The organism is Paenibacillus sp. 01T442 (assembly GCF_056398345.1).
Genome location: NZ_JBFTPF010000004.1, coordinates 1 through 19,480 on the forward strand (window position 1 = coordinate 1; position 19,480 = coordinate 19,480).

At 47.2% G+C, this 19,480-nt stretch carries 18 protein-coding genes, 8 tRNA genes and 1 rRNA gene; 19 read left to right on the plus strand and 8 right to left on the minus strand.

Features of this window, described 5'->3' with window-relative positions; translation table 11 throughout:
- The first annotated feature begins 28 nt into the window (after positions 1-28).
- The 9 genes from rrf to AC1DLM_RS05520 all read left to right on the plus strand — a co-directional run bounded on the left by rrf (position 29) and on the right by AC1DLM_RS05520 (position 892).
- A 5S ribosomal RNA gene (gene rrf / locus AC1DLM_RS05480) occupies positions 29-145 on the plus strand.
- Positions 146-174: 29 nt separating this feature from the next.
- Positions 175-250: transfer RNA gene (locus AC1DLM_RS05485), tRNA-Ala, on the plus strand.
- 4 nt (positions 251-254) lie between these two features.
- A tRNA-Asn gene (locus AC1DLM_RS05490) sits at positions 255-330 on the plus strand.
- Between the two features lie 9 nt (positions 331-339).
- Positions 340-414: transfer RNA gene (locus AC1DLM_RS05495), tRNA-Glu, on the plus strand.
- A 26-nt stretch (positions 415-440) separates the two neighbouring features.
- Positions 441-516: transfer RNA gene (locus AC1DLM_RS05500), tRNA-Val, on the plus strand.
- Between the two features lie 25 nt (positions 517-541).
- Positions 542-612, plus strand: a tRNA-Cys gene (locus AC1DLM_RS05505).
- Positions 613-622: 10 nt separating this feature from the next.
- Positions 623-708, plus strand: a tRNA-Leu gene (locus AC1DLM_RS05510).
- Between the two features lie 16 nt (positions 709-724).
- A tRNA-Arg gene (locus tag AC1DLM_RS05515) sits at positions 725-801 on the plus strand.
- 20 nt (positions 802-821) lie between these two features.
- A tRNA-Gly gene (locus tag AC1DLM_RS05520) sits at positions 822-892 on the plus strand.
- 245 nt (positions 893-1,137) lie between these two features.
- On the opposite strand, the gene AC1DLM_RS05525 is transcribed toward AC1DLM_RS05520, so the two are convergent.
- The 4 genes from AC1DLM_RS05525 to AC1DLM_RS05540 are packed head-to-tail and all read right to left on the minus strand — an operon-like array spanning position 1,138 to position 6,287.
- On the minus strand, positions 1,138-2,160 hold the full coding sequence (locus AC1DLM_RS05525) for an ABC transporter substrate-binding protein (RefSeq protein WP_477569365.1): 1,023 nt from the start codon (positions 2,158-2,160) through the stop codon (positions 1,138-1,140).
- Positions 2,161-2,203: 43 nt separating this feature from the next.
- Positions 2,204-3,367 (minus strand): amidohydrolase family protein, encoded by a 1,164-nt coding sequence (locus AC1DLM_RS05530; RefSeq protein ID WP_477569366.1) that lies wholly within the window; start codon positions 3,365-3,367, stop codon positions 2,204-2,206.
- Positions 3,368-3,426: 59 nt separating this feature from the next.
- Positions 3,427-5,007, minus strand: coding sequence for a PucR family transcriptional regulator (locus AC1DLM_RS05535; protein WP_477569367.1), 1,581 nt, complete (start codon positions 5,005-5,007; stop codon positions 3,427-3,429).
- Positions 5,008-5,027: 20 nt separating this feature from the next.
- Positions 5,028-6,287: an amidohydrolase family protein gene (locus AC1DLM_RS05540; protein ID WP_477569368.1), complete on the minus strand. Its 1,260-nt coding sequence runs from the start codon at positions 6,285-6,287 to the stop codon at positions 5,028-5,030.
- Between the two features lie 331 nt (positions 6,288-6,618).
- Here AC1DLM_RS05540 and AC1DLM_RS05545 point away from each other — a divergent pair, with 331 nt between their 5' ends.
- The 9 genes from AC1DLM_RS05545 to AC1DLM_RS05585 all read left to right on the plus strand — a co-directional run bounded on the left by AC1DLM_RS05545 (position 6,619) and on the right by AC1DLM_RS05585 (position 14,026).
- Positions 6,619-7,581: an MBL fold metallo-hydrolase gene (locus tag AC1DLM_RS05545; RefSeq protein WP_477569369.1), complete on the plus strand. Its 963-nt coding sequence runs from the start codon at positions 6,619-6,621 to the stop codon at positions 7,579-7,581.
- Between the two features lie 280 nt (positions 7,582-7,861).
- Positions 7,862-8,605 carry an SDR family oxidoreductase gene (locus tag AC1DLM_RS05550; protein WP_477569370.1) on the plus strand — a complete coding sequence of 248 codons (744 nt, stop codon included), beginning with the start codon at positions 7,862-7,864 and terminating at the stop codon, positions 8,603-8,605.
- A 1-nt stretch (position 8,606) separates the two neighbouring features.
- Positions 8,607-9,197 carry a TetR/AcrR family transcriptional regulator gene (locus tag AC1DLM_RS05555; protein WP_477569371.1) on the plus strand — a complete coding sequence of 197 codons (591 nt, stop codon included), beginning with the start codon at positions 8,607-8,609 and terminating at the stop codon, positions 9,195-9,197.
- Between the two features lie 58 nt (positions 9,198-9,255).
- Positions 9,256-9,618 (plus strand): hypothetical protein, encoded by a 363-nt coding sequence (locus AC1DLM_RS05560; RefSeq protein WP_477569466.1) that lies wholly within the window; start codon positions 9,256-9,258, stop codon positions 9,616-9,618.
- Positions 9,619-9,673: 55 nt separating this feature from the next.
- Positions 9,674-10,126 (plus strand): NUDIX domain-containing protein, encoded by a 453-nt coding sequence (locus AC1DLM_RS05565; protein ID WP_441989474.1) that lies wholly within the window; start codon positions 9,674-9,676, stop codon positions 10,124-10,126.
- Between the two features lie 84 nt (positions 10,127-10,210).
- Positions 10,211-10,372, plus strand: coding sequence for a hypothetical protein (locus AC1DLM_RS05570; protein WP_441989304.1), 162 nt, complete (start codon positions 10,211-10,213; stop codon positions 10,370-10,372).
- Positions 10,373-10,527: 155 nt separating this feature from the next.
- Positions 10,528-12,324 carry a hypothetical protein gene (locus AC1DLM_RS05575; RefSeq protein WP_477569372.1) on the plus strand — a complete coding sequence of 599 codons (1,797 nt, stop codon included), beginning with the start codon at positions 10,528-10,530 and terminating at the stop codon, positions 12,322-12,324.
- Between the two features lie 331 nt (positions 12,325-12,655).
- A complete protein-coding gene (locus tag AC1DLM_RS05580; protein WP_441989306.1) occupies positions 12,656-13,477 on the plus strand; it encodes a squalene/phytoene synthase family protein in 822 nt (273 codons plus the stop codon).
- Between the two features lie 198 nt (positions 13,478-13,675).
- Positions 13,676-14,026 (plus strand): hypothetical protein, encoded by a 351-nt coding sequence (locus tag AC1DLM_RS05585; protein WP_477569373.1) that lies wholly within the window; start codon positions 13,676-13,678, stop codon positions 14,024-14,026.
- A gap of 87 nt (positions 14,027-14,113) precedes the next feature.
- On the opposite strand, the gene AC1DLM_RS05590 is transcribed toward AC1DLM_RS05585, so the two are convergent.
- From AC1DLM_RS05590 to AC1DLM_RS05605, 4 genes are all read right to left on the minus strand, one after another.
- Positions 14,114-16,057: an FtsX-like permease family protein gene (locus AC1DLM_RS05590; protein ID WP_477569374.1), complete on the minus strand. Its 1,944-nt coding sequence runs from the start codon at positions 16,055-16,057 to the stop codon at positions 14,114-14,116.
- A complete protein-coding gene (locus tag AC1DLM_RS05595) occupies positions 16,047-16,808 on the minus strand; it encodes an ABC transporter ATP-binding protein (RefSeq protein ID WP_477569375.1) in 762 nt (253 codons plus the stop codon). Before AC1DLM_RS05595 ends, AC1DLM_RS05590 begins: the two co-directional genes overlap by 11 nt.
- Positions 16,809-16,909: 101 nt before the next feature.
- On the minus strand, positions 16,910-17,920 hold the full coding sequence (locus tag AC1DLM_RS05600) for an ATP-binding protein (protein WP_477569376.1): 1,011 nt from the start codon (positions 17,918-17,920) through the stop codon (positions 16,910-16,912).
- A complete protein-coding gene (locus tag AC1DLM_RS05605) occupies positions 17,913-18,608 on the minus strand; it encodes a response regulator transcription factor (RefSeq protein WP_477569377.1) in 696 nt (231 codons plus the stop codon). Before AC1DLM_RS05605 ends, AC1DLM_RS05600 begins: the two co-directional genes overlap by 8 nt.
- Positions 18,609-18,735: 127 nt before the next feature.
- Between AC1DLM_RS05605 and AC1DLM_RS05610 the strand changes: the two genes are divergently transcribed.
- Complete coding sequence (locus tag AC1DLM_RS05610) at positions 18,736-19,470, plus strand: class I SAM-dependent methyltransferase (protein WP_477569378.1); 735 nt, start codon at positions 18,736-18,738, stop codon at positions 19,468-19,470.
- Positions 19,471-19,480 lie beyond the last annotated feature (10 nt).

The window sequence follows — 19,480 nt, forward strand, 5'->3', positions numbered from 1 at the left end:
TTCAAGGCGCAAACAAACGCTTTGACTGTTTGGTGATGATGGCGGAAGGGATCCACGCGTTCCCATCTCGAACACGACCGTTAAGCCTTCCAGCGTCGATGGTACTTGAACCGCAGGGTTCTGGGAGAGTAGAACGTTGCCAAGCAGTTACCCTAACGGGTATTTTTTTTGTCTGGGGCCATAGCTCAGCTGGGAGAGCGCCTGCCTTGCAAGCAGGAGGTCAGCGGTTCGATCCCGCTTGGCTCCACCATTATTCCCTGATAGCTCAGTTGGTAGAGCACTCGACTGTTAATCGAGTTGTCACAGGTTCGAGTCCTGTTCGGGGAGCCATTTCTTCAAGGCCCGTTGGTCAAGTGGTTAAGACACCTCCCTTTCACGGAGGTAACAGGGGTTCGAGTCCCCTACGGGTCACCATCAATTCTCACAAAGATTTATCCCATGGAGGCTTAGCTCAGCTGGGAGAGCATCTGCCTTACAAGCAGAGGGTCGGCGGTTCGATCCCGTCAGCCTCCACCATATATTTGGTTGATTAAAAGATTTCGGCGCTATAGCCAAGTGGTAAGGCAGAGCTCTGCAAAAGCTTTACCCCCAGTTCGAATCTGGGTAGCGCCTTTATATATAAGCCGGAGTGGCGGAATCGGCAGACGCACAGGACTTAAAATCCTGCGGTAGGTGACTACCGTACCAGTTCAAGTCTGGTCTTCGGCATTATAACAACTTAGATGCGCCCTTAGCTCAGCTGGATAGAGTATTTGACTACGAATCAAAAGGTCGGGAGTTCGAATCTCTCAKGGCGCGCCATCTTTGCTTAAACAAACTACGCGGGCGTAGTTTAATGGTAGAACTTCAGCCTTCCAAGCTGATCGCGCGGGTTCGATTCCCGCCGCCCGCTTACAAGAAAAAGACCACCTTCGGGTGGTCTTTTCTTGTATAGGCAGGGAAGAGAGCCCGCAGAGGGGTTCGACCGTCCGTGAACACTTCATTGAATAGGCTTAGTAGGACGAGCGTCCAAATATACCACTAGTTGCTTCCGCAGGAAGCTTTAAAATCCGAATTTGGAGTATTCCCGCCGCCCGCTTACAATGAAAAGGCCACCTTCGGGTGGTCTTTTTCTTTGTATAGGCAGGCTGTTTGTTATTACTTCACCGGCAAAAACTCATTCGTATATAAATCCTTCACCGGAATATCCTCTTTGATCATGCCGGCTTCTTTCATTTGGCTAACGAGTGTTTTCCAGCGTTCGTCGGACATGTAACCGACGCCGTGGGCTTTGGCATCGCCGCCGAAGATGAAGTCTTTGGCAACGGCTTGCGCATCCTTCAGGTGATCGACGTCATAGTCTTTGTTAACGCCGTTAAGGGCATTGTTGACTTCATCGCCGTGCGCGTAGTAATAGTCCCAGCCTTCGCTAGTGGCTTTGATATAGCGCTTAATCAAGTCGGGATTTTTCTTGATAAAGTCATCTGTGGCAATAACGACGTTGCCGTAAGGGTTGTAGCCAAGGTCTGCGTTCAGGAACCAGTCGACATTGACGCCTTGTTTTTTCAGAACGTAGGGCTCGTTGGTAGCAAAGCCTTGGGTGATGGAATCTTTATCTGCGGAGAAGCCGGCTAAGGAACCTGTATAGTTCTGGATTTGTACTTTGTCGAGCTTGTATTTGTAGCTGATGTACTGCCAGAACGGAAAGCCGACAGCGGTGTACACTTTGCGTCCGTTGAGGTCTTCGATTTTCTTGATACCAGAGTCTTTATGGAAAATCAGGTTTTGAGGATTGGTTTGCAGATTGGCATAGATAACTTTGACGGGAATCCCTTCCTTGCGGGCAAGGACAACTTCATCGGCATTGGCCATCGCGAATTGCACTTTGCCACCAGCAACGAGTTGAACGTTGGAAACTTGAGGTCCGCCCTGTTGAAGCGTAATGTCGATGCCAGCCTTCTCGTAGATCTTCGCCAGCTGCGCAGCGTAGTGTCCACCCATTTCTGGTTGGGCAAACCAGCTCATGGCTTGAGTGATTTTGTCTGGCGCTTTCGAGCTTGACGCGGCCGTTGATGCTGCAGGTGTTCCTGACGTTGTTGATGTACTCGTTCCACAAGCAGAGAGCAGAAGGACTGTTGCAATTGCGGTTGTAGCTACCTTTGTTTTCCCCAGTAATGTCATTCGAAATCTCCCCATTCCCTTTAAATGTGTATGGCCCTGTTATCTATATCTTCCAAGCGTTCTGCAGCTGTCTGCCAGCAACAGGAACGCCACGAACACTAACGATCTCGCGCGGAGGGGCTGTAGCGGCAGCATGCTCGGCATTTACCGCAGCCAGGAGGATGAAGTCGGCAGGGTCGCCGATTTGGAATATCCCTGCGGTAGAGCCAAGGTGCCGATAGACGGAACGTAGACGCTCATCGTCATTCCAACGATACATATCCGCCATTCTTCGGGCACGCATGAGTTGATCGGTGAAACCGAAGGGTGTCCATGCATCCAGCCCGGTATGATCGGAGCCGAGGTATACTCGCACGCCTTCAGCTCTTAATTGCGCGACGCGAGGCATAGCGGAATCGATTGGCACGCTGGTGATGATGGCGATATCTAGGGCGGCTAGCCGATTTACTATCGCAAGGGATTCGCTTTCGGATACCTCGCCTAAGCAGTAGGCGTGGCTGACGGCGACTTTCCCCATTTTACCCGTCTGCTCGGTATAGTCCATGATGCGCTCTAAGGTGAAGAGTCCTAGGTGTCCAGGGTCGTGCAAGTGAATATCAACCTCGGCGTCATGAGCCAGGCTCATTTCGAAGATGGCACGTAAGCAAGCCTCGATATCGCGGTCTACGCCAGCAGGATCCACGCCGCCGACAATTGTTGCGCCCTCCTGAAGGGCTTGATTAATGAGGTTAATGGATTGTGAACGAATCAGTCCTTGCTGCGGGAACGCGACGATCTCGATGGTTAATGCCCCTAAGAATTCCTCCTGAAGCTCCCGCACCATGGCGAGATGGGATAAACCGATCTCCGGGTCAATGTCGACATGAACGCGGAGACGGGTCGTTCCGAAGGCCAGCATCTGCTGCAGAATGCCTCGGGCTCTATCCTTTTGCCCACTTTTGAGAGGAGCCAGAAGGTCTTTCTCCATTTGGAATTGATCGTATAAGGAAGCAACTTTTTTTCGCGGAATCCACTGATCATCAGGAAAAGCTTTATCCAAATGCACGTGATAGTCTTTGAAAGTAGGCACCATGAGCATGCCTTGTGCGTCCCAAGAGGGAGTCTCCTCGCTATTCGCAGCAGGTACGATCTCGGCGAAAACGCCTTGCTTCAATAGCAGGTTATGTAGGGCACCGTTTACAAGAACGTTACGTAGCCATTGTTCCATCGTGATAACTCCTTTCACAGCGGGAAAACGTAGTGTCTATTTGTCTAGTCTGGCTACTTTTACTTCAGATAATTTCGGAAGAGGAAAGCTAGCTTCAAGCGCAGGAGATCACTCATCTTTTTAAAATCCATCTGCAATAAATCTGCGATTTTCTCCAGACGGTACGAAACCGTATTACGATGGACAAAGAGGTAGCGGCTTGTTTCATTAATGGATCCGTCATACTCAAAATAAACTTCCAAGGTTAACGCGAGCTCGGGATCCACCTGCTTGTTCTTACCGTAAATGGGCTCCAATACGTAGTTGTAATAACTTCGCATGGCTTCCTCGGACAGATGCTGGAACAGGGAGAAAAGTTCGATGGAATCGTGATGTAGGACAGTTTGAGTCATGCACAGTCGCTCAGCGGCGTGGTGCGTTTCCAAGCATTCGTTGAATGCGTTGTAGATGAGTTCAGGTTGAGCTTTCACACGACTGACCCAGCAATGCAGACCAGCGGCAGAGGATTTAGAAGTTAGATGCGACAAGCAGGAATTTAGTGTAGATAGGAAATCTTTTTTATGAAAAGTCTGTTCCTCCGGAAGGGCAAAGATCGAGAACAATCCTTCAGCTAAGTAGAAATGTTCCGATTCATAATGCTGCAACTGCGGATGATAGATCAGCAACTGGCGAACCTCATTAAGCAGCCTAGTTGCACCAGGTTGTTCCGACGGGATCGTCGTAAGCACACATTGGTAGGTGGTGGACATGACGGTGAGATGGTAGCTTTTGCAGCTTTTCATGAAATCGTGAAAGGATAGCTCCCGCTGGAAAAAGTCCGTAAACACTTGACTAAGCGCGTGCTGTCGTGAGGGGGCTTTGCCTTTTTGAATATCGAGTCCGAGATAATAGGTTAAGATTTCAGCGGCTTGATGGAACAAAGCTTCCTCTTCTTTCAACATCAACGGAGAATTCACATACACCTTGAAAAAGCCCGTGCAGCCTAGTGAATCCATCAGTGGGATGCGAAAGCATCGGGTGTCTGCGAAGCCTTCCCATTGCGGGGATTTCGTCCATGGCCATTGGTGAAGGATAATATCCTCCGACCAAGAAGTGTTATGAAAAAGCACATTACCACCTTGCCCGAATACGGCGATGGGTTGCCCCAAGATGCCTGAGATCATATGAAAAATATCCGAGGATTCCTTATTGCGCAGTGCGAATTGCATGAGTTGCTTTTGTTTTTCTAAGACAGTCTGCAGTTTCTTGGTTGTCTTTGTGTGCTCTGCATTAAATAAAGCGTCCATCTGATCGGAAAAAGTGAATTCGAATGGCAGCTCAAGGATCGGCATTTCGAGTCGATTGGCTTCGTCGTACAGCTCTTGTGGAATTTGATCCCAGTATCGGCCAACCTTGATGCCTAGTCCTGCTCCGCCTCGCTCATCCAACATCCGTAAGGTGGAAAGGGCCATATCCAGGTGATCTTTCATGACAAAAGCGGTCGTAAACAGCATCTCGCCGGATTTGATCCAATCGCCCGCATCAGGGGCGTCCATGACATTGACGGACCGCAGAATACGTGACAGACCTTTCTCTCCAGCAACCAATTTGGCACGTGACAAAGGGTAAATGGTTAACGCTTCTTCAACGGTCAGGTGCATCTAATCCCCGCCTTTCCTCATCAGGAGCTCACTTGTTCATTGTAAAAGGTCGTCTGCTTTACCGTTGAGGCAACCAGTTGTCCTCGCTTCCAGACATAGCGTCTAGGTACTCTTTCGTAAAAGGCACTGCGCAAATTCGTTGACTCGAATAGCACGAGATCAGCATCCGCTCCGATGTGCAGGCCGTAATTCTCAAGTTCTAATGCTTTCGCCGCACGGGTTGTCGCCATCTCAATAAGTGTGACAACATCCTGCTTAGAGCCCATATATGTGGTATGTGCAAGGAGCATGCCTGTGTCCAGTGGATCTGCTGTGCCGAAAGGTGTAAAAGGATTCTGGATGTTATTGCTTCCGTAGATCACATTGGCTCCTTGCTCCAAAAGGAGGGGCACAGGGGTTAGTCCTCGTCTGTGACGGTGATCGTCTCCGCGTCCGTTCAAATACAGGTCTGTTGCGGGTAATGACATGACATGGATGCCTGCCTCCGCAATAGCTGTACAGATGACTTGGGCCTCTTCATAAGGAAGTGAACCGAGTGAAGTCAGATGCCCCACGCTTACGCGTCCTTGCATCTCATACGCATGGGTCATGCGGATGATGCTGAGAATGGCTAACATGGACGGATCGTCAGAGAAATCTACGTGTAAGTCTATGGATTTGTTGAAAGCTTTGGCTAAGTTAAAAACGGTGCTGAGATGCGCTTGTAAATCTGCATCCTGATACGTGATTCCGCCGACGACATCGGCGCCAAGTTGTAGGGCTTGCGTGAGCAGTTCTTCGGTTCCAGGCTGCTTGGCGATGCCTTCTTGGGGGAAGGCGACGATTTGCAGGGTGATCTGATTGGCGTAGCGTTCCTTCAGCGCTAACATCACTTCGAAACCGATTAGGCCAACGATAGGATCAATCTCAACATGACAACGCATGTGAGTCACACCATTGGCAATGGCTTGTTGGATTACTTGGATCGAACGAGCCTCGATATCTGTTGAGGTGAAGGCGTGTTTAAGCTCCAAGGTAGAGGCGATCGCTTGCTGGATCGAGTTGGCGTCTTTCGTCATGAGATTCAGTAGAAAGGCTTTATCCAGATGAATATGTGGTTCTATTAGACCGGGGAGTAGAACTCGCCCGTTGGCATCAATTAGCTGTCCAGCGCTGAGAGCGTTAGGGTTGCCAGGGAGATGCTCCTGAAGGTAAATAATTTTCCCATCCCGAATGCCGACATCCATCAAGGTGCCGAAGTGGGGGTTAGAGAAGCATCGGATGATCAAATCAGGTTCCATACCTTTGCACCTCTTTGATGTTAGATAATGTGACGCAATTTCGATTAATTAACTGAATTATAGGTCTGTTCGCTCGGTATAGTCAATGATCTGGTAGGCGGATTGTGTTTTTCATTAAAATAGGCAGGTGGATTGTGATTATATAAATTTCGTGTCAATAAATATGACGCGTATGACTTAGTAGGTGGATTTCAATGTCTTGCTCTCTTTACTTAAAGGTAAGATTTTACGCGTGTAACGGAGGGTTCCTAGGGATCTAAAGGGAGTTTGCATCCGCTAGAGCTGGGTTAGAACGGATATAGATTGTAAGAAGATGAATGGGGAGGAACGTATGGCGCGGCAGCGATATAGCAACTTAGATCCAAATGCGAAGACGAAAACATGGAAAGAAGTACGGCGCTGGCAGAAAGAGCGGAAGGGTAAAGTGAAGGATCTGAGCTTCCGGATTGGCCAGTCCGAACATAAGCAGCAGGAGCTGCTGAAAAATAATCAGGGTGAAGTCACGATCACATGGATCGGGCATGCAACCTTTTTGCTGCAAGTGGGTGGGATGACGATTGTAACCGACCCCGTATGGGCCACACGAATGGGTTTTAGTCCAAGGCTTGAGGAGCCAGGTTTATCTATAGAAGAGATCCCGCCTGTTGATGTTATATTGCTGTCTCACGCGCATTACGATCACTTGCATGTGGGTTCGTTGAAAAAGCTGCGAGGCACGCCATATGTGCTTGTGCCCGAAGGGCTTGGCTCTAAGGTGCGGAAGCTGGGGTTCCGCACGGTCTATGAATTGCCATGGTGGGGAAGTCAGACCGTCGGCCAGCTGGAGTTTCATTTCGTTCCTGCGCAGCACTGGACAAGACGTACGTTAACCGATACGAATACCTCGCTATGGGGCGGATGGATCGTGAAGCGGAGTGCGGCGTCGGAAGGAGAGCAGGATGCGCCAGCGATCTACTTCGCTGGCGATAGTGGATACTTCGCAGGATTTCGGGAGATCGGAGCGAGGTTTCCGGGCATTCGCTACGCGCTAATGCCGATCGGCGCTTACGAGCCGGAGTGGTTCATGGGGATGCAGCACGTTTCCCCGGAGGAAGCGGTGCAGGCGTTTCTTGATGTCGGGGCAAAAGAGTTTATCCCGATGCATTATGGGGCATTTCGTCTTGCCGATGATACGCCCAAAGAGGCATTGAATCGATTGCTGGCGGATTGGCAGCGGAGAGGTCTCGACCCGAGCTTGCTGCGCTTGTTGAAGCATGGAGAAACATTGGTCGCTAGCAGAGTTACAGGGGAATAGGATGCAAATAGAGGTGCTTGATGTAGAGGATGAGAGTCCTGGAATCAAGCACCTCTATGCTTTTGTTTCGCAGGTTGAAATTAGCTACGGTTAAATGATGCTGACACCTTTGTTGCTGTTGCTGGGGGAGAGCTCTTATTGTTTCATTAAAATCGAGAATGACAAAAATCAAATGACAATATTTGATTTTTGTCATTCTCGATTTTATAATAAAGTTAATAAGGCTCGGGGAAGGAAGGCGACGCTACCTTCTCATTACATCGAAAAGGCGGGATTGTGTATGGAGCAGAAATTAACGGGTAAAGTAGCTTTGGTTACGGGTGCATCGAGAGGGATCGGTCAGAAGATTGCAGAAGAGCTTGCGCTGCACGGGGCTAAGGTCGTCGTGAATTATGCGAGCAGTCCAGATAAAGCAGAAGAGGTCGTTAACGGCATTAAGCAACAAGGCGGGGAAGCGATCGCGATTGGGGCGGATATTAGCCAAGTGGCGCAAGTGGAGCTTTTGTTCCAGAAGACGTTGGAGGCGTATGGTCAGGTTGATATTTTGGTCAATAATGCGGGGATTATGATTACGAAACCGATTCTCTCCATTACCGAAGAGGATTTCGATAGGCAGTTTAACATTAATGTGAAAGGGACATTCTTTGCGATTCAGCAAGCGGCGCTGCATATGAAGGAGAATGGTCGGATTATCAATTTCTCTACGTCGGTTAATGGGCAAATGTTCCCTGGGTACAGCTCCTATGCAGGCACGAAAGGCGCTGTTGAGCAGTTCACACGTCAGTTAGCCAAAGAATTAGGACCCAAAGGCATTACGATTAATGCCGTTGCACCAGGACCGGTAAATACCGAATTGTTCACAGTGGGGAAATCCGAGGAACAAATCAAAGCCATAGCTAATATGAATTCGTTCGGCCGCTTAGGAGAAGCAGAGGATATTTCGCGAGTCGTACTGTTCCTAGCCGGTGAGGAATCGCAGTGGGTAACGGGACAAACGCTACGTGTGAATGGCGGTTTTGTGTAATATGACGAAGAGTGAGTTGCCATTATCGAAGGATGAGATTTTGGATGCAGCGGAGCAAGTGCTGCGGCGGTACGGACCGGACAAAACGTCCGTTGTAGACATAGCCAAGGTGCTGCAAGTGAGCCATGGGACGTTGTACCGGCATTTTGAAAGCAAAGCTGCGCTAAGGGAAGCGGTGACATCGCGTTGGTTGCATACGAGCATCGCAGTTCCTTTGGAAGCTATTGCGAGTGGGACTGGCGGAAGTGCCATAGAGCGGTTGCGATTGTGGTTAGACACGTTGATTCAAACCAAGCGGAGATTCGCTGCGGAAGATGCGGAAATGTTTGCGATGTATGCCAATGTAACGGTTATTGAAGTTGAAATGATTAGCACCCATATGTATCGCTTAACAAAGCAATTAGAACAGATCATTGAGAAGGGGATGGCGAGTAAAGAGTTGAAGCCAGGTGACTCGGAATCGCTTGCTAGAGCCATTTTCATAGCTACCTCACGTTTCCATCATCCATCGCATGCTGGGGAATGGGGAATGGGGAGCATGGAGGAGGACTTTGAAAGTGTCTGGCAGTTATTACTAGGGGGGTTAACATGATCAAACCCAATCGATTAAAGCCAGGCTCCAAAATAGCTATTATTTCTCCCTCCAATGGATCTATTGGCCGAAGGATGAGTTCTGGCAGGATAAGATCTTATTTTTTGAAACATCGGAAGAGAAGCCATCCCCTATGCAAGTGGGCTATATGCTGCGGAATTATGGTATGCAAGGCATCTTTTCACGTATTAAAGGCGTCATATTTGGGAGAGCAAAGGATTATAGCGCAGCTGAGAATGTAGAACTTAGAGAGATCCTTGTGAATATTATTGCAAAAGAGTTTGGAGCGGAGCGTGTACCGATTGTTGTTGATTTCGACTTTGGGCATACGGATCCGAAATTGATTCTGCCTCTTGGAGGGCGAGTGGAGTTAAACCCGGGGACGAATGAGGTTGTTTTGTTGGAGAGTCCTTTTGAATGATTGAAAAGTAGGAGGATTTGCATAAGTGAGTAAAGTTGAATGTGGCATCTACACAATGTGCCTAGTCCAAGATGGGAATAAGGTGCTTCTGATCAATCGTCCCGCGTCCAAAGGGTTTCCAGGATATCTTGGTCCAGGTGGCAAGGTGGATTTGGCGGAGAGTTTCACGGAAGGGACCGTCCGAGAATTATGGGAAGAAACAGGACTTGTCGTGAAACCGGAAGACCTCATATACAAGGGCGTCGATGAATATTTAGTTCCCGAGAAAAACTATAGATATATGGTGTTTAATTATCTGACTCGGACATTTACCGGGGAGTTGCTAACCGATCCACCTGAAGGCGAGTTAGCTTGGGTAGATATAGACGATGCTTTACAGATGCCGATGCAAGATTGGTTTAAACGGAGGTTTCCTTTATTTTTTGAGTCGGGAACTTTTGAAATTTCGGTTGTATGGGATGAGAGTAATCAATGTATAATTGAGGAAAAAGTAAGAAGATTAGGTTGATAGGATGATCCTAAAAACAACATGAGAGGGTAACAGATTACTATGAGCGAAACCGTAAGTTTGAGCCTTGGAGGCTCCTACGTTGTGGCACCAGATAACCCAAGAAAGACTAAGAATCGTGGTCGGAAATGTATGATTCTTGCCTTTGAGCTTAACGACGAGGAATTAGATATTAGAGTAATCTATCTGGATACGAGTAGGGAAGTATTGCTGAAATTTAGTGATTTGAAGCCGATTACAGAGTGATGGGCTGCATATGAGAAAAACGAGCTACTTAAAAGTAGCTCGTTTTGCATTTTCGTCTCCCATAAGCGGTTCCGATGGCAACTATTCATCAGTGCTGTACGTCTAATTTAATATGGGAAATAAGATGAAATCGAACAAGGATTGGTGTGTGCGTGATGGTGAGATTATGTGGTTTTGGATTTCTAATATCTGTTATGGTGCTGCTGAGCGCGTGTGAAGATGTAACCAAGGGTTCTGCCGTATCCTTATCGCCACAAACAACCTCTCCGGAAGCATCGGCGATCATTTCCACTGCGCCCGTCGAGTCTGTTCAATCCTGGGCTCGGATTAAGCTTCAAAACCTTATTTTCGGTGAACAAAATAGTTCTGAGGGCAGGGTATTCCAAGAATGGAAAGCAGCGGATGTACCTCAGGAACCTTTCCAAGTTGTGTATCAGCTAGAGGACGTTAGTGTGAATGCGACTTTTGCGAACTTGAGCGAAGAGGAACGAAATCAATTAACGGATCATATTCGCGTTGATGGCAACGTGGAATGGAAGGTTGATAAGAGCGGGAATTCCACGAATCAATTAAGCATTCGATTTCATCAGGGAAGTACCCCATTTGTCCTGCGCATAGGCGATCTCCCAGCCATTACATTCGTTCGAAAGGAACCTGTGAGTTATGCATTCAACCCAAGCGCAGGTCGCGATGTCCCGCATTTGATTGTGTGGGCTCAGGAATATGCACCTCGATTGCTGATTCCAGAAGGGGAAAGATCGGTGGAGGTCGTCTTCTCAGAAGAGATGCGCGGGGACTTACCGATGACCATGGAAGGTGTACCTGTAGCAGCCAAATGGGTAGACACTAAACATCTGTTGATCCAACTAGATAATATGAGGGCCGGAGAGAATGGAAAGAGAGAGCTGTTTCTGCGAATGGATAACTTAAGGGACCTAGGCGGCAATCGTTTGGGAGCGGGCCGCGAGAATCTCTTGGTTCAACAAGTGCCGTCAACTACGTGGCGTTACGTCCAGTCAGGCGAGACCGCTGGGGGAGGCCCAAGGGATATATTTTACGATCAATTGATTGTATCTGACGATAGACAAACTTATGTCGGAATTGTTCGCTTAGGCGGCTCCATGGGAGATGGGGACGGAACTAGCTACGCTTTTATTTTGGAGCAAAAAGGGAAGGAACCTGTTGTCATCGAGAATGTGTTCTATTCCACGATAGAGCCAGATAACCAGCCCATCCAATGGATAGATGACAAAACCCTCATGTATGCGTCCTACTTTGGCGTGTATGCCTATGATATTGAGAAACGTGAGAAGCGCATGCTTCATGAGGCTGATCCTGAAGAAGCTCATAATATCAATTACGCTTCGTATGATACGACGAGAGGATTGCTTCACCTTTTAACCTATGAGAACCGACATGAAACGAGTGGATTGGAACGACTCACTTACTCGGCAGGAGATTCCATGCCCCAAAGAACGCAAGATTACACAACAACTGTTGAGGTGGCCAAATACTCCGCATTGGATATGACGATTACCCCAACGGCTGATGGAACTTACTGGACACGTATACAAGATGGTGTTCCCTACACGGATTACGAGCGTAATTCAGGGGGGAAGTTCACCACCAAAGGGATTACTCGGCTCGTCACGAAGCAAGGCGTCTACCTGCAGCAATTTGAAAAAGGGGAATATCAATTGCAAGCCTCAGCGTGGATATTGTGGCAACCAGGCCAAGCCGCCAAGAAGATCGCTCCCTTGCCAGAGGGCAGTATTATCTTTGCTAGCGGGGAGGACTTATTTGCTAGGCAGGATGATACGTATGTTATCTATGATCGTGCACGCAATAAATGGGCATCATGGCAGGCACCCAATGGGGAGAAAACTGCAGAGCCTGTTCGGGGTAAAGATGGCATGTACCGCACCACTGTGGAACGAATCGTGAAACAATGAACGAGGGGGAATCGTTATTGTTTAATCGACTGTATCGTATGCTGTTCGGTAAAAAAAGGCTGCCAATCGGCAGCCTTTTCTCATGCAAGAAAATGATGAATTTTGAGTGAAATTATTTTATTTCTTTTCATTTTGGGCATAATATCCAGAAAAAGGGATAATTGTTTGCTTCGTGGGAAGTGATGGGTACCTAGCAAATCGTCATATTTGACACTTTTGTGTAAGAAAGTGCAGTTTACTCGACTAGTGGCGGATTGATTTGGATTAAATTTATTAAAGTATGTTATCATTAGGTATCATACACAATTGTAAGTTAAAGGCAAGTTTATACTTGGAGGTAATTACCATTAATACCGATACGCTGAATGATGCAATGACGATGTTGAAGCAAACGAGCCGAACTTTTTATATACCGATTAGCAACTTGGATTTCGGAATAAAAGAGGCTGTCACATCTGCCTATTTATGTATGCGGGCCATCGACGAAATCGAGGATCACGAGGAACTCGCTGACCCTTTGAAAATAGAGCTTTTGTCTGGGGTATATGAAGCGTTTCAGTCCTCAGATATTATCGATTCCATACAGAGCTTGCTGGCGCCTCATAAAGAGGCTTTACCGGAAGTTTCGATGCGACTGGATGAATGGCTGATGCTCTGTCCGCCTACGGCAACACCAATCATTAAGCAGTATATTGCTAAAATGTCATTGGAAATGTCCGAATGGGTTCAAAATGGTTGGAACATTCATACGGAAGAAGATTTGGATCGCTATACGTATAGTGTCGCTGGTATGGTTGGCGAGATGCTGTCAGAGCTGTGGCTATGGCACGATGGAACGCAATCTGATCGCGATAAGGCGATTGCCTTTGGAAGAGGGCTGCAGGCGGTTAATATTCTCCGCAATAAATTGGAAGATGCGAATCGCGGCGTGAACTTCTTTCCGGATGGCTGGGGATTCAAGGAGATGCAGCAATACACGCGTCGCAATTTGAAACTGGCAGATAGCTATATTGCCGACCTGAAACAGGGGCCAGCGTTGAAATTTTGCAAAGTCCCATTAGCACTAGCGCATGCTACGGTTAATCTACTAGCTGCTGGCGGCAACAAGTTGACGCGAGATGCGGTTTTGAAAATTGTGAGTAAAGTAACGTAAGAGTGAGATTTACATAGGGAGATTTGAGAGAAGTCTGCAGCGGTTCTGTGGGCTTCTTTTACCACATAAGAATTTATAAGTTTCCGGTACTCGGAAGAACAAATTCTTATTGGCGATAAAAACTACATTTAAAACGCGGTCGCTCATCCTCGAAGGACTTCGATAGAAGTTTTTCTCATAATGGAGGGAGACATATTTGTGGGATACAATTTAAATATTACGAGGGCAAGATCTACATTTGAAGCGAAGGAAAATCCAATAACGCTAGAAGAATGGAAAGCTTATGTTGCATTAGATCCTGAATTAGATCTGCAAGAGGAAATATCACAAACACTCCCTGATGGACAAGTTCTTACTATGAGAAGTATTGGGATGGCGGTTTGGATATATGATGGTCATGATGTGATGTTTCGATACTCAAATGGCTTGATCTCATTGCCTTATCCCCCATACGGTGATGCGGAGGACTCTCCATATCTACCCAAAATAAAATCGATTGCCTCGAAATTAAATGCTAGAGTGCTAGGCGATGAACAGGAAGAATTCTAAAAAGAACGAATAAGGAGGCTGTCCCAAAAGGTCGAATGACCTTTGAGACAGCCTCTTTATCTGTATATCAACGATGCTAAACCTGCCTTACAACGCCCTCTTAATCACCTTCCGATAATGCTGCACAGACAGCACCCCGAACACAGAGTAGAGTGCCGTGTACAGCCCCATCACGATCATCATCGGTGTCCACAGCTCCGTTCCAAATAAGAACCATCCCGATTGGATGGCGAAGTAACTGTGAACCAGCCCAACAACCAAGGGAATGCCAAAATTGAATAGCTGTTTAACCTTAATGCCATTGAGTAGATCGGCTTGTGTAAAACCAAGCTTTCGTAGAATCGTATACGAGGACTTCTCGTCTTCGCTCTCATCCATTTGCTTGAAGTAAAGAATGCAGCCCGACGTGATCAGGAAGGTGAGTCCGAGGAAACCGACGATGAACATGATCAAACCCATTCGGTTTTTCGCTTCGCTAGCCATATCTTGGCGAGATTCACGGGAAGCTTGCTCATCAGATTCGACTTCATGAAAAAGTTGATTAGCTTTCTCGCGTTCCTTCTCATTCACGATATCAATACCGATATATAGCGATGATTTCCCTTGAATTTTAGGGTCGAGATCTTGCTTGAGACGCTGAAAGACGGAATCGTCTACGACGGCAACAGGCAGGTTGCCCATCGAGAAGCGCCTCGAAATGTAGGATTGTTCCTCGATGCCGCTATACGTTAGCGGGATGACGGTGTTCTGGGTGCTTAGTTGGACTAGACCGTTCTGTTTGAATTGAAGAAATTTCTGCATTTCATCGTTAGCGCCTGTAAAAAAGGTTTGGTCCGCAGTCACATCGATTGATTCTGTAGCGGCATCGCTGATAACGGCCATCTGACCGGCATCTAGGCTCATATAAAGTTCATTTTTCATATCCAACACTTGGCTAAGATTAGCTTTAATTTGAATAACCTCAATCGTTCTCTCGCGATGTTTAATACCGCCCGCGTCTAAGGCTTCCGTAAAGCGCTCAGCATGTTGACGTTCTGTCACGGCAAAGTGAGCAGGAAGGTTCCTTTCGGCTGTTTTTTCAACCGAATAGTACGTAATATAGCTCAAGGAGAGCAACCCAATCGCTAAGGCAGATACCGTCGTGATCACCATCAACAATAACGCATTGGATTTCATTCGGTACATGATGGAAGCGAGGGAAAGCACCTCTTGCACGTTCAAGTAGCCATTCTTCCTTTTACGGATCCCATTCAAAATCAAGCGGACAGACCCTTTGTAAAATAGATAAGTACCGATGATCACGGAGGCAAGAATGAAAAGCATGCTGCTCAATAATGCAGGTGCTGTCATAATGCTTCCGGAAAATAGCTTTGAGGATACATAGTAGCCTAACAAAACGAGACATAGCCCAATGAATCCAAGGAATGCTTCCGGTTTCGACATTTGTTTCACTTTGGCTTGGGTCGAGGTAGCGACATGGAACAACGAAAGAATCGTCTGCCTTTGAATGAACAAATAATTGACCAATAGAATTAACAAGTAAACGGCGCTGAAAACAACAATGGTTTGGATAAACGCTTGGACCGAAAAGTGGAGCGTTGCGTTAGCCTTAACCCCTGTGATTTGTAATAGTACCATCAGAATGAGCTTAGACACGGAGAATCCGATAAACGTCCCAACGACAAGCGATCCGAAGTATAGGATGAAATTCTCGGTGCTTAGGATGCGGAAGATTTTCCCCTTCGTCATGCCGATGAGTTGCAGAAGACCGATTTCTTTACTGCGTCTTTTCACAAAAATATTATTCGCATAGAGATTGAAGATAGCAACAATGGCGATAAGCAGGACCGAGGCAGACTTCAGCGCAGCTGCGCCTTTAATGCTCCCCTTGGTCGCATCTAAAGCAGGGTCATACTGCAACGTGACAAAAGCGAAATAGAGCGCAACGCTAAACATGAGGGCCAACACGTACAAGTAGTAATGCTTGATATTAGCCTTCAAATTTTGGAGGATGAGCTGATTAATACTCATTGTGCACACCGCCCAGGACACCTTGGGTCTTCATAATGTCTTGAAAGAAGGCTTGTCTCGTTTCTTGCCCTTTATAAATTTGGGAGTAAATCTGCCCATCTTTAATGAAGATCACTCTGCTGCTGTAGCTGGCGGCGACCGGGTCATGTGTGACCATCACAATGCTCGCTTGGCGACTTACATTCATCTCACTGAGTTTATTCAGCAAATCAGAGGCAGATTTGGAATCGAGTGCACCCGTTGGTTCATCTGCGAAAATAATATCAGGATCATGAATAAACGCTCTAGCAGCGGACGTCCGCTGTTTCTGCCCACCGGATATTTCGTTCGGATACTTATCCTTCAACTCATAAATGCCGAGCTCAGTCGCAAGGTCATGAAACTTGTGATTAGCTTCAACCTTGGACATCTTCGTTATCGATAAGGGAAGCAGGATATTTTCTTTCACAGTCAAGGTATCCAGCAAATTATAATCCTGGAAAATAAAGCCGAGATGATTCTTCCGAAACTCAGCTAATTGCTTTTCCTTCATGGTCGTCGTTTCTGCCTTATTAATCTGAATGGAACCATGACTTACTTTGTCGATGGAGGAAAGCACGTTGAGCAGGGTTGTTTTCCCAGAGCCTGAAGGGCCCATGATGCTGACGAACTCCCCTTTTTCGATCGAGATATCAAGGCCACGAAGTACCTCTTGTTTGTTTTGTTTATTGYCGAAGCTTTTATGAATTTTAACGGCTTGTAAGATAGACATGAATGACACACTCCTTTGTACGATTAGCTTTATTATAAAAAGCTAGGCCGCATTTATCCTTCGATTGGACGAACAAAGTAGAAAAGCATGTGACATTATTGTCACATGCCTGTTATTCGCACGAGTTCGTTGGGCTGTGGGAAAGCGAGCGTGAACGTCGTTCCAACGCCAACCTCGGAATGCACAGTGATCTGGACGTGCAGTTTGTCAGCTGCTTTACGGGCTAGATATAAGCCCATGCCCGTCGCGGCGCTGTCCTGATGCCAAGTCGTGGAGGTAAAGCCCTTATCGAAGATACGGGGAAGATCCTTGGCATCAATGCCGCGTCCAAAGTCCGTTACTTCGAGGACGGTACGCTCCTGTACGATGAAACTCCTCACGATAATATCGGGTGAGAAGCTGTCACTATATTTCACAGCATTCGTCAAGAGCTGACGCAGGATGAAAGCGAGCCATTTGGCATCACTGAGGACTTGAGTGGCGTCCAAAAGAACGTCAAACCCCATGCCTTTTTGAATACACCAAGATTGCAGGGATTTAATCTCCGAATAGAGGAGATCTTCGATCTGTACCTTTTCAATGTAGAGATCATTGTCAATCGAGGGAAGTCGCAGCTGATGAAGCTGCTGGTCCAGAAGATGATGAATACGCAGCCATTCAAAGGTGATGGAGGCCTTCGCCCTATCGTTACCCAAACGTCCAATCATCAAATGCATGGCGGTGAGAGGCGTCTTCACTTCATGGATCCAAGATAGGAGTTCGTCTTTCTCTTGTTCCAGCGCGATTTGCTGCCGCGAGGCAGTCTGATGTAACTGCTCGGTCTGATTGACCAAGGCAGCTTCCATGATCTTCTCAAATGGACTTGCTGCGTCAGCGAACCCGGAAACATCAAGGCTGGTTTCCCAGTCATTTAATCGCTTAATAAAGGCCGTCTCCTTGTGATAGCGAATGATCAAGAAGATGATGAACAGTATTGTGGATAAGAAAACAATATACAGAACGGATCGGAATGGAATCGAGTGGTCGAGATAGGCGATAAGCAGCAGGAGGATTTGACTGGAAAGGAACATCCCAAGCCAACTTATTCGCTCTCTGAGATACGTTTTAATCATAATGGGCTGTCTCTTCCGTCGCGATGTAGCCTTGCCCGACCTTTGTCTCGATAAAACGTCCTAAATCCAGCTCGTCCAGCTTCTTTCTGAGCCGATTCACATTCACCGTCAAGGTATTATCACTTACAAAACGCTGGTCATTCCATAAGCTATTGATGATATCTTCCCGGCTGACAATCGTATTTTTATGCTCGATGAGGAGCTTCAATATGTAGATTTCATTCTTCGTCAGTTCAATGGATCCGGAAGCATGACTAACGATATTTTTCTCAAAATCGATCGTAGCGCCGCACCATGTTTTGAGCTTGATTTGCTCCGTATTGTAGTTGTAGACGCGGCGGAGTATGGCATGGATTTTTGCGATCAGCACGTCAAAATGAAAGGGCTTTTGGATAAAGTCGTCCGCTCCAAGCTGCATGGACATCACCATATCCGTAGGATGGTCGCGTGAAGAGAGGAAGACGATCGGCACATTGGAATGCGTCCGAATCATGCGGCACCAATGAAACCCATCGAATTTCGGCAGTTGAATATCAATGATGACCAAATCCGGTTTCAATGCAATAAAGGTCTCAAGTACTTTATTGAAATCAGCGATGCCATGAACTTCGTAGGACCATTGGGCCAAGCGCTCTTTGATCTCTGCAAACAAGGTGGCATCATCTTCGATAAGTAAGATTTTAAACAACGGAATTCACCCACTTCTGGTCATTCTTTGAGTTTTAAACTTATTGTATTGTAAACTAGTTCATAGAGCTAAATGGATTCTGACCTATAAATCATACCATAAATTCAAATGAGGAGTTCTGGATGCCATGAAACAGAATAAATACGATGAGCTTGGATTTTATGAAAAATATAGCGAGATGCCTCGTTCCATTGGCGGCCTCAACGCAGCTGGGGAATGGCCTGTGCTTCGTACGATGCTGCCCACACTGGAAGGAAAACGTGTTCTTGACCTCGGGTGCGGTTACGGTTGGCATTGCAAGTATGCTCGTGAGCAAGGGGCTGCGTCCGTTGTTGGTGTGGATCTCTCGGAGAAAATGCTGGCATACGCCAGCGCGAATCATAGCGATTCGGGTATCACGTATCAGCGATTGGCGATTGAAGACATCGACTTTGCGGTTGGCGAGTTTGACGTTGTCATCTCCTCATTGGCTCTTCACTATGTTGAGCAATTTGATGCGGTTTGCCGTAAGGTGCAGCACTGTCTGGCCGCTGGAGGCACCTTCGTACTCTCTGTGGAGCATCCGATCTTTACCGCACGTGCTGCGCAAGACTGGCATTACGGTCCCGGAGGCGAGCGTATGCATTGGCCTGTCGACGACTATCAGGAGGAGGGGCAGCGGGTAGCGAGGTTTCTAGATCATGATGTGGTCAAATATCATCGAACGATCGCTTCCTATATGAACGCGTTAATTGAAGCGGGATTCCTTATTACGAAGATCGCTGAGCCGCAACCAACGCTAGAAGCATTGGAGAAGTATCCCGATATGAAAGACGAAACGCGCCGTCCCATCTTCCTATTGATTTCTGCCGTTACAAAGTAACAGTAATCCT

Coding starts and splice junctions, on each gene's coding strand:
- AC1DLM_RS05535 (WP_477569367.1), bottom strand. CDS start 5,007: ATGCACCTGACCGTTGAAGAAGCGTTAACCATTTACCCTTTGTCACGT.
- AC1DLM_RS05550 (WP_477569370.1), top strand. CDS start 7,862: ATGGAGCAGAAATTAACGGGTAAAGTAGCTTTGGTTACGGGTGCATCG.
- AC1DLM_RS05575 (WP_477569372.1), top strand. CDS start 10,528: ATGGTGAGATTATGTGGTTTTGGATTTCTAATATCTGTTATGGTGCTG.
- AC1DLM_RS05540 (WP_477569368.1), bottom strand. CDS start 6,287: ATGGAACCTGATTTGATCATCCGATGCTTCTCTAACCCCCACTTCGGC.
- AC1DLM_RS05525 (WP_477569365.1), bottom strand. CDS start 2,160: ATGACATTACTGGGGAAAACAAAGGTAGCTACAACCGCAATTGCAACA.
- AC1DLM_RS05555 (WP_477569371.1), top strand. CDS start 8,607: ATGACGAAGAGTGAGTTGCCATTATCGAAGGATGAGATTTTGGATGCA.
- AC1DLM_RS05530 (WP_477569366.1), bottom strand. CDS start 3,367: ATGGAACAATGGCTACGTAACGTTCTTGTAAACGGTGCCCTACATAAC.
- AC1DLM_RS05565 (WP_441989474.1), top strand. CDS start 9,674: ATGTGCCTAGTCCAAGATGGGAATAAGGTGCTTCTGATCAATCGTCCC.
- AC1DLM_RS05600 (WP_477569376.1), bottom strand. CDS start 17,920: ATGATTAAAACGTATCTCAGAGAGCGAATAAGTTGGCTTGGGATGTTC.
- AC1DLM_RS05610 (WP_477569378.1), top strand. CDS start 18,736: ATGAAACAGAATAAATACGATGAGCTTGGATTTTATGAAAAATATAGC.
- AC1DLM_RS05590 (WP_477569374.1), bottom strand. CDS start 16,057: ATGAGTATTAATCAGCTCATCCTCCAAAATTTGAAGGCTAATATCAAG.
- AC1DLM_RS05545 (WP_477569369.1), top strand. CDS start 6,619: ATGGCGCGGCAGCGATATAGCAACTTAGATCCAAATGCGAAGACGAAA.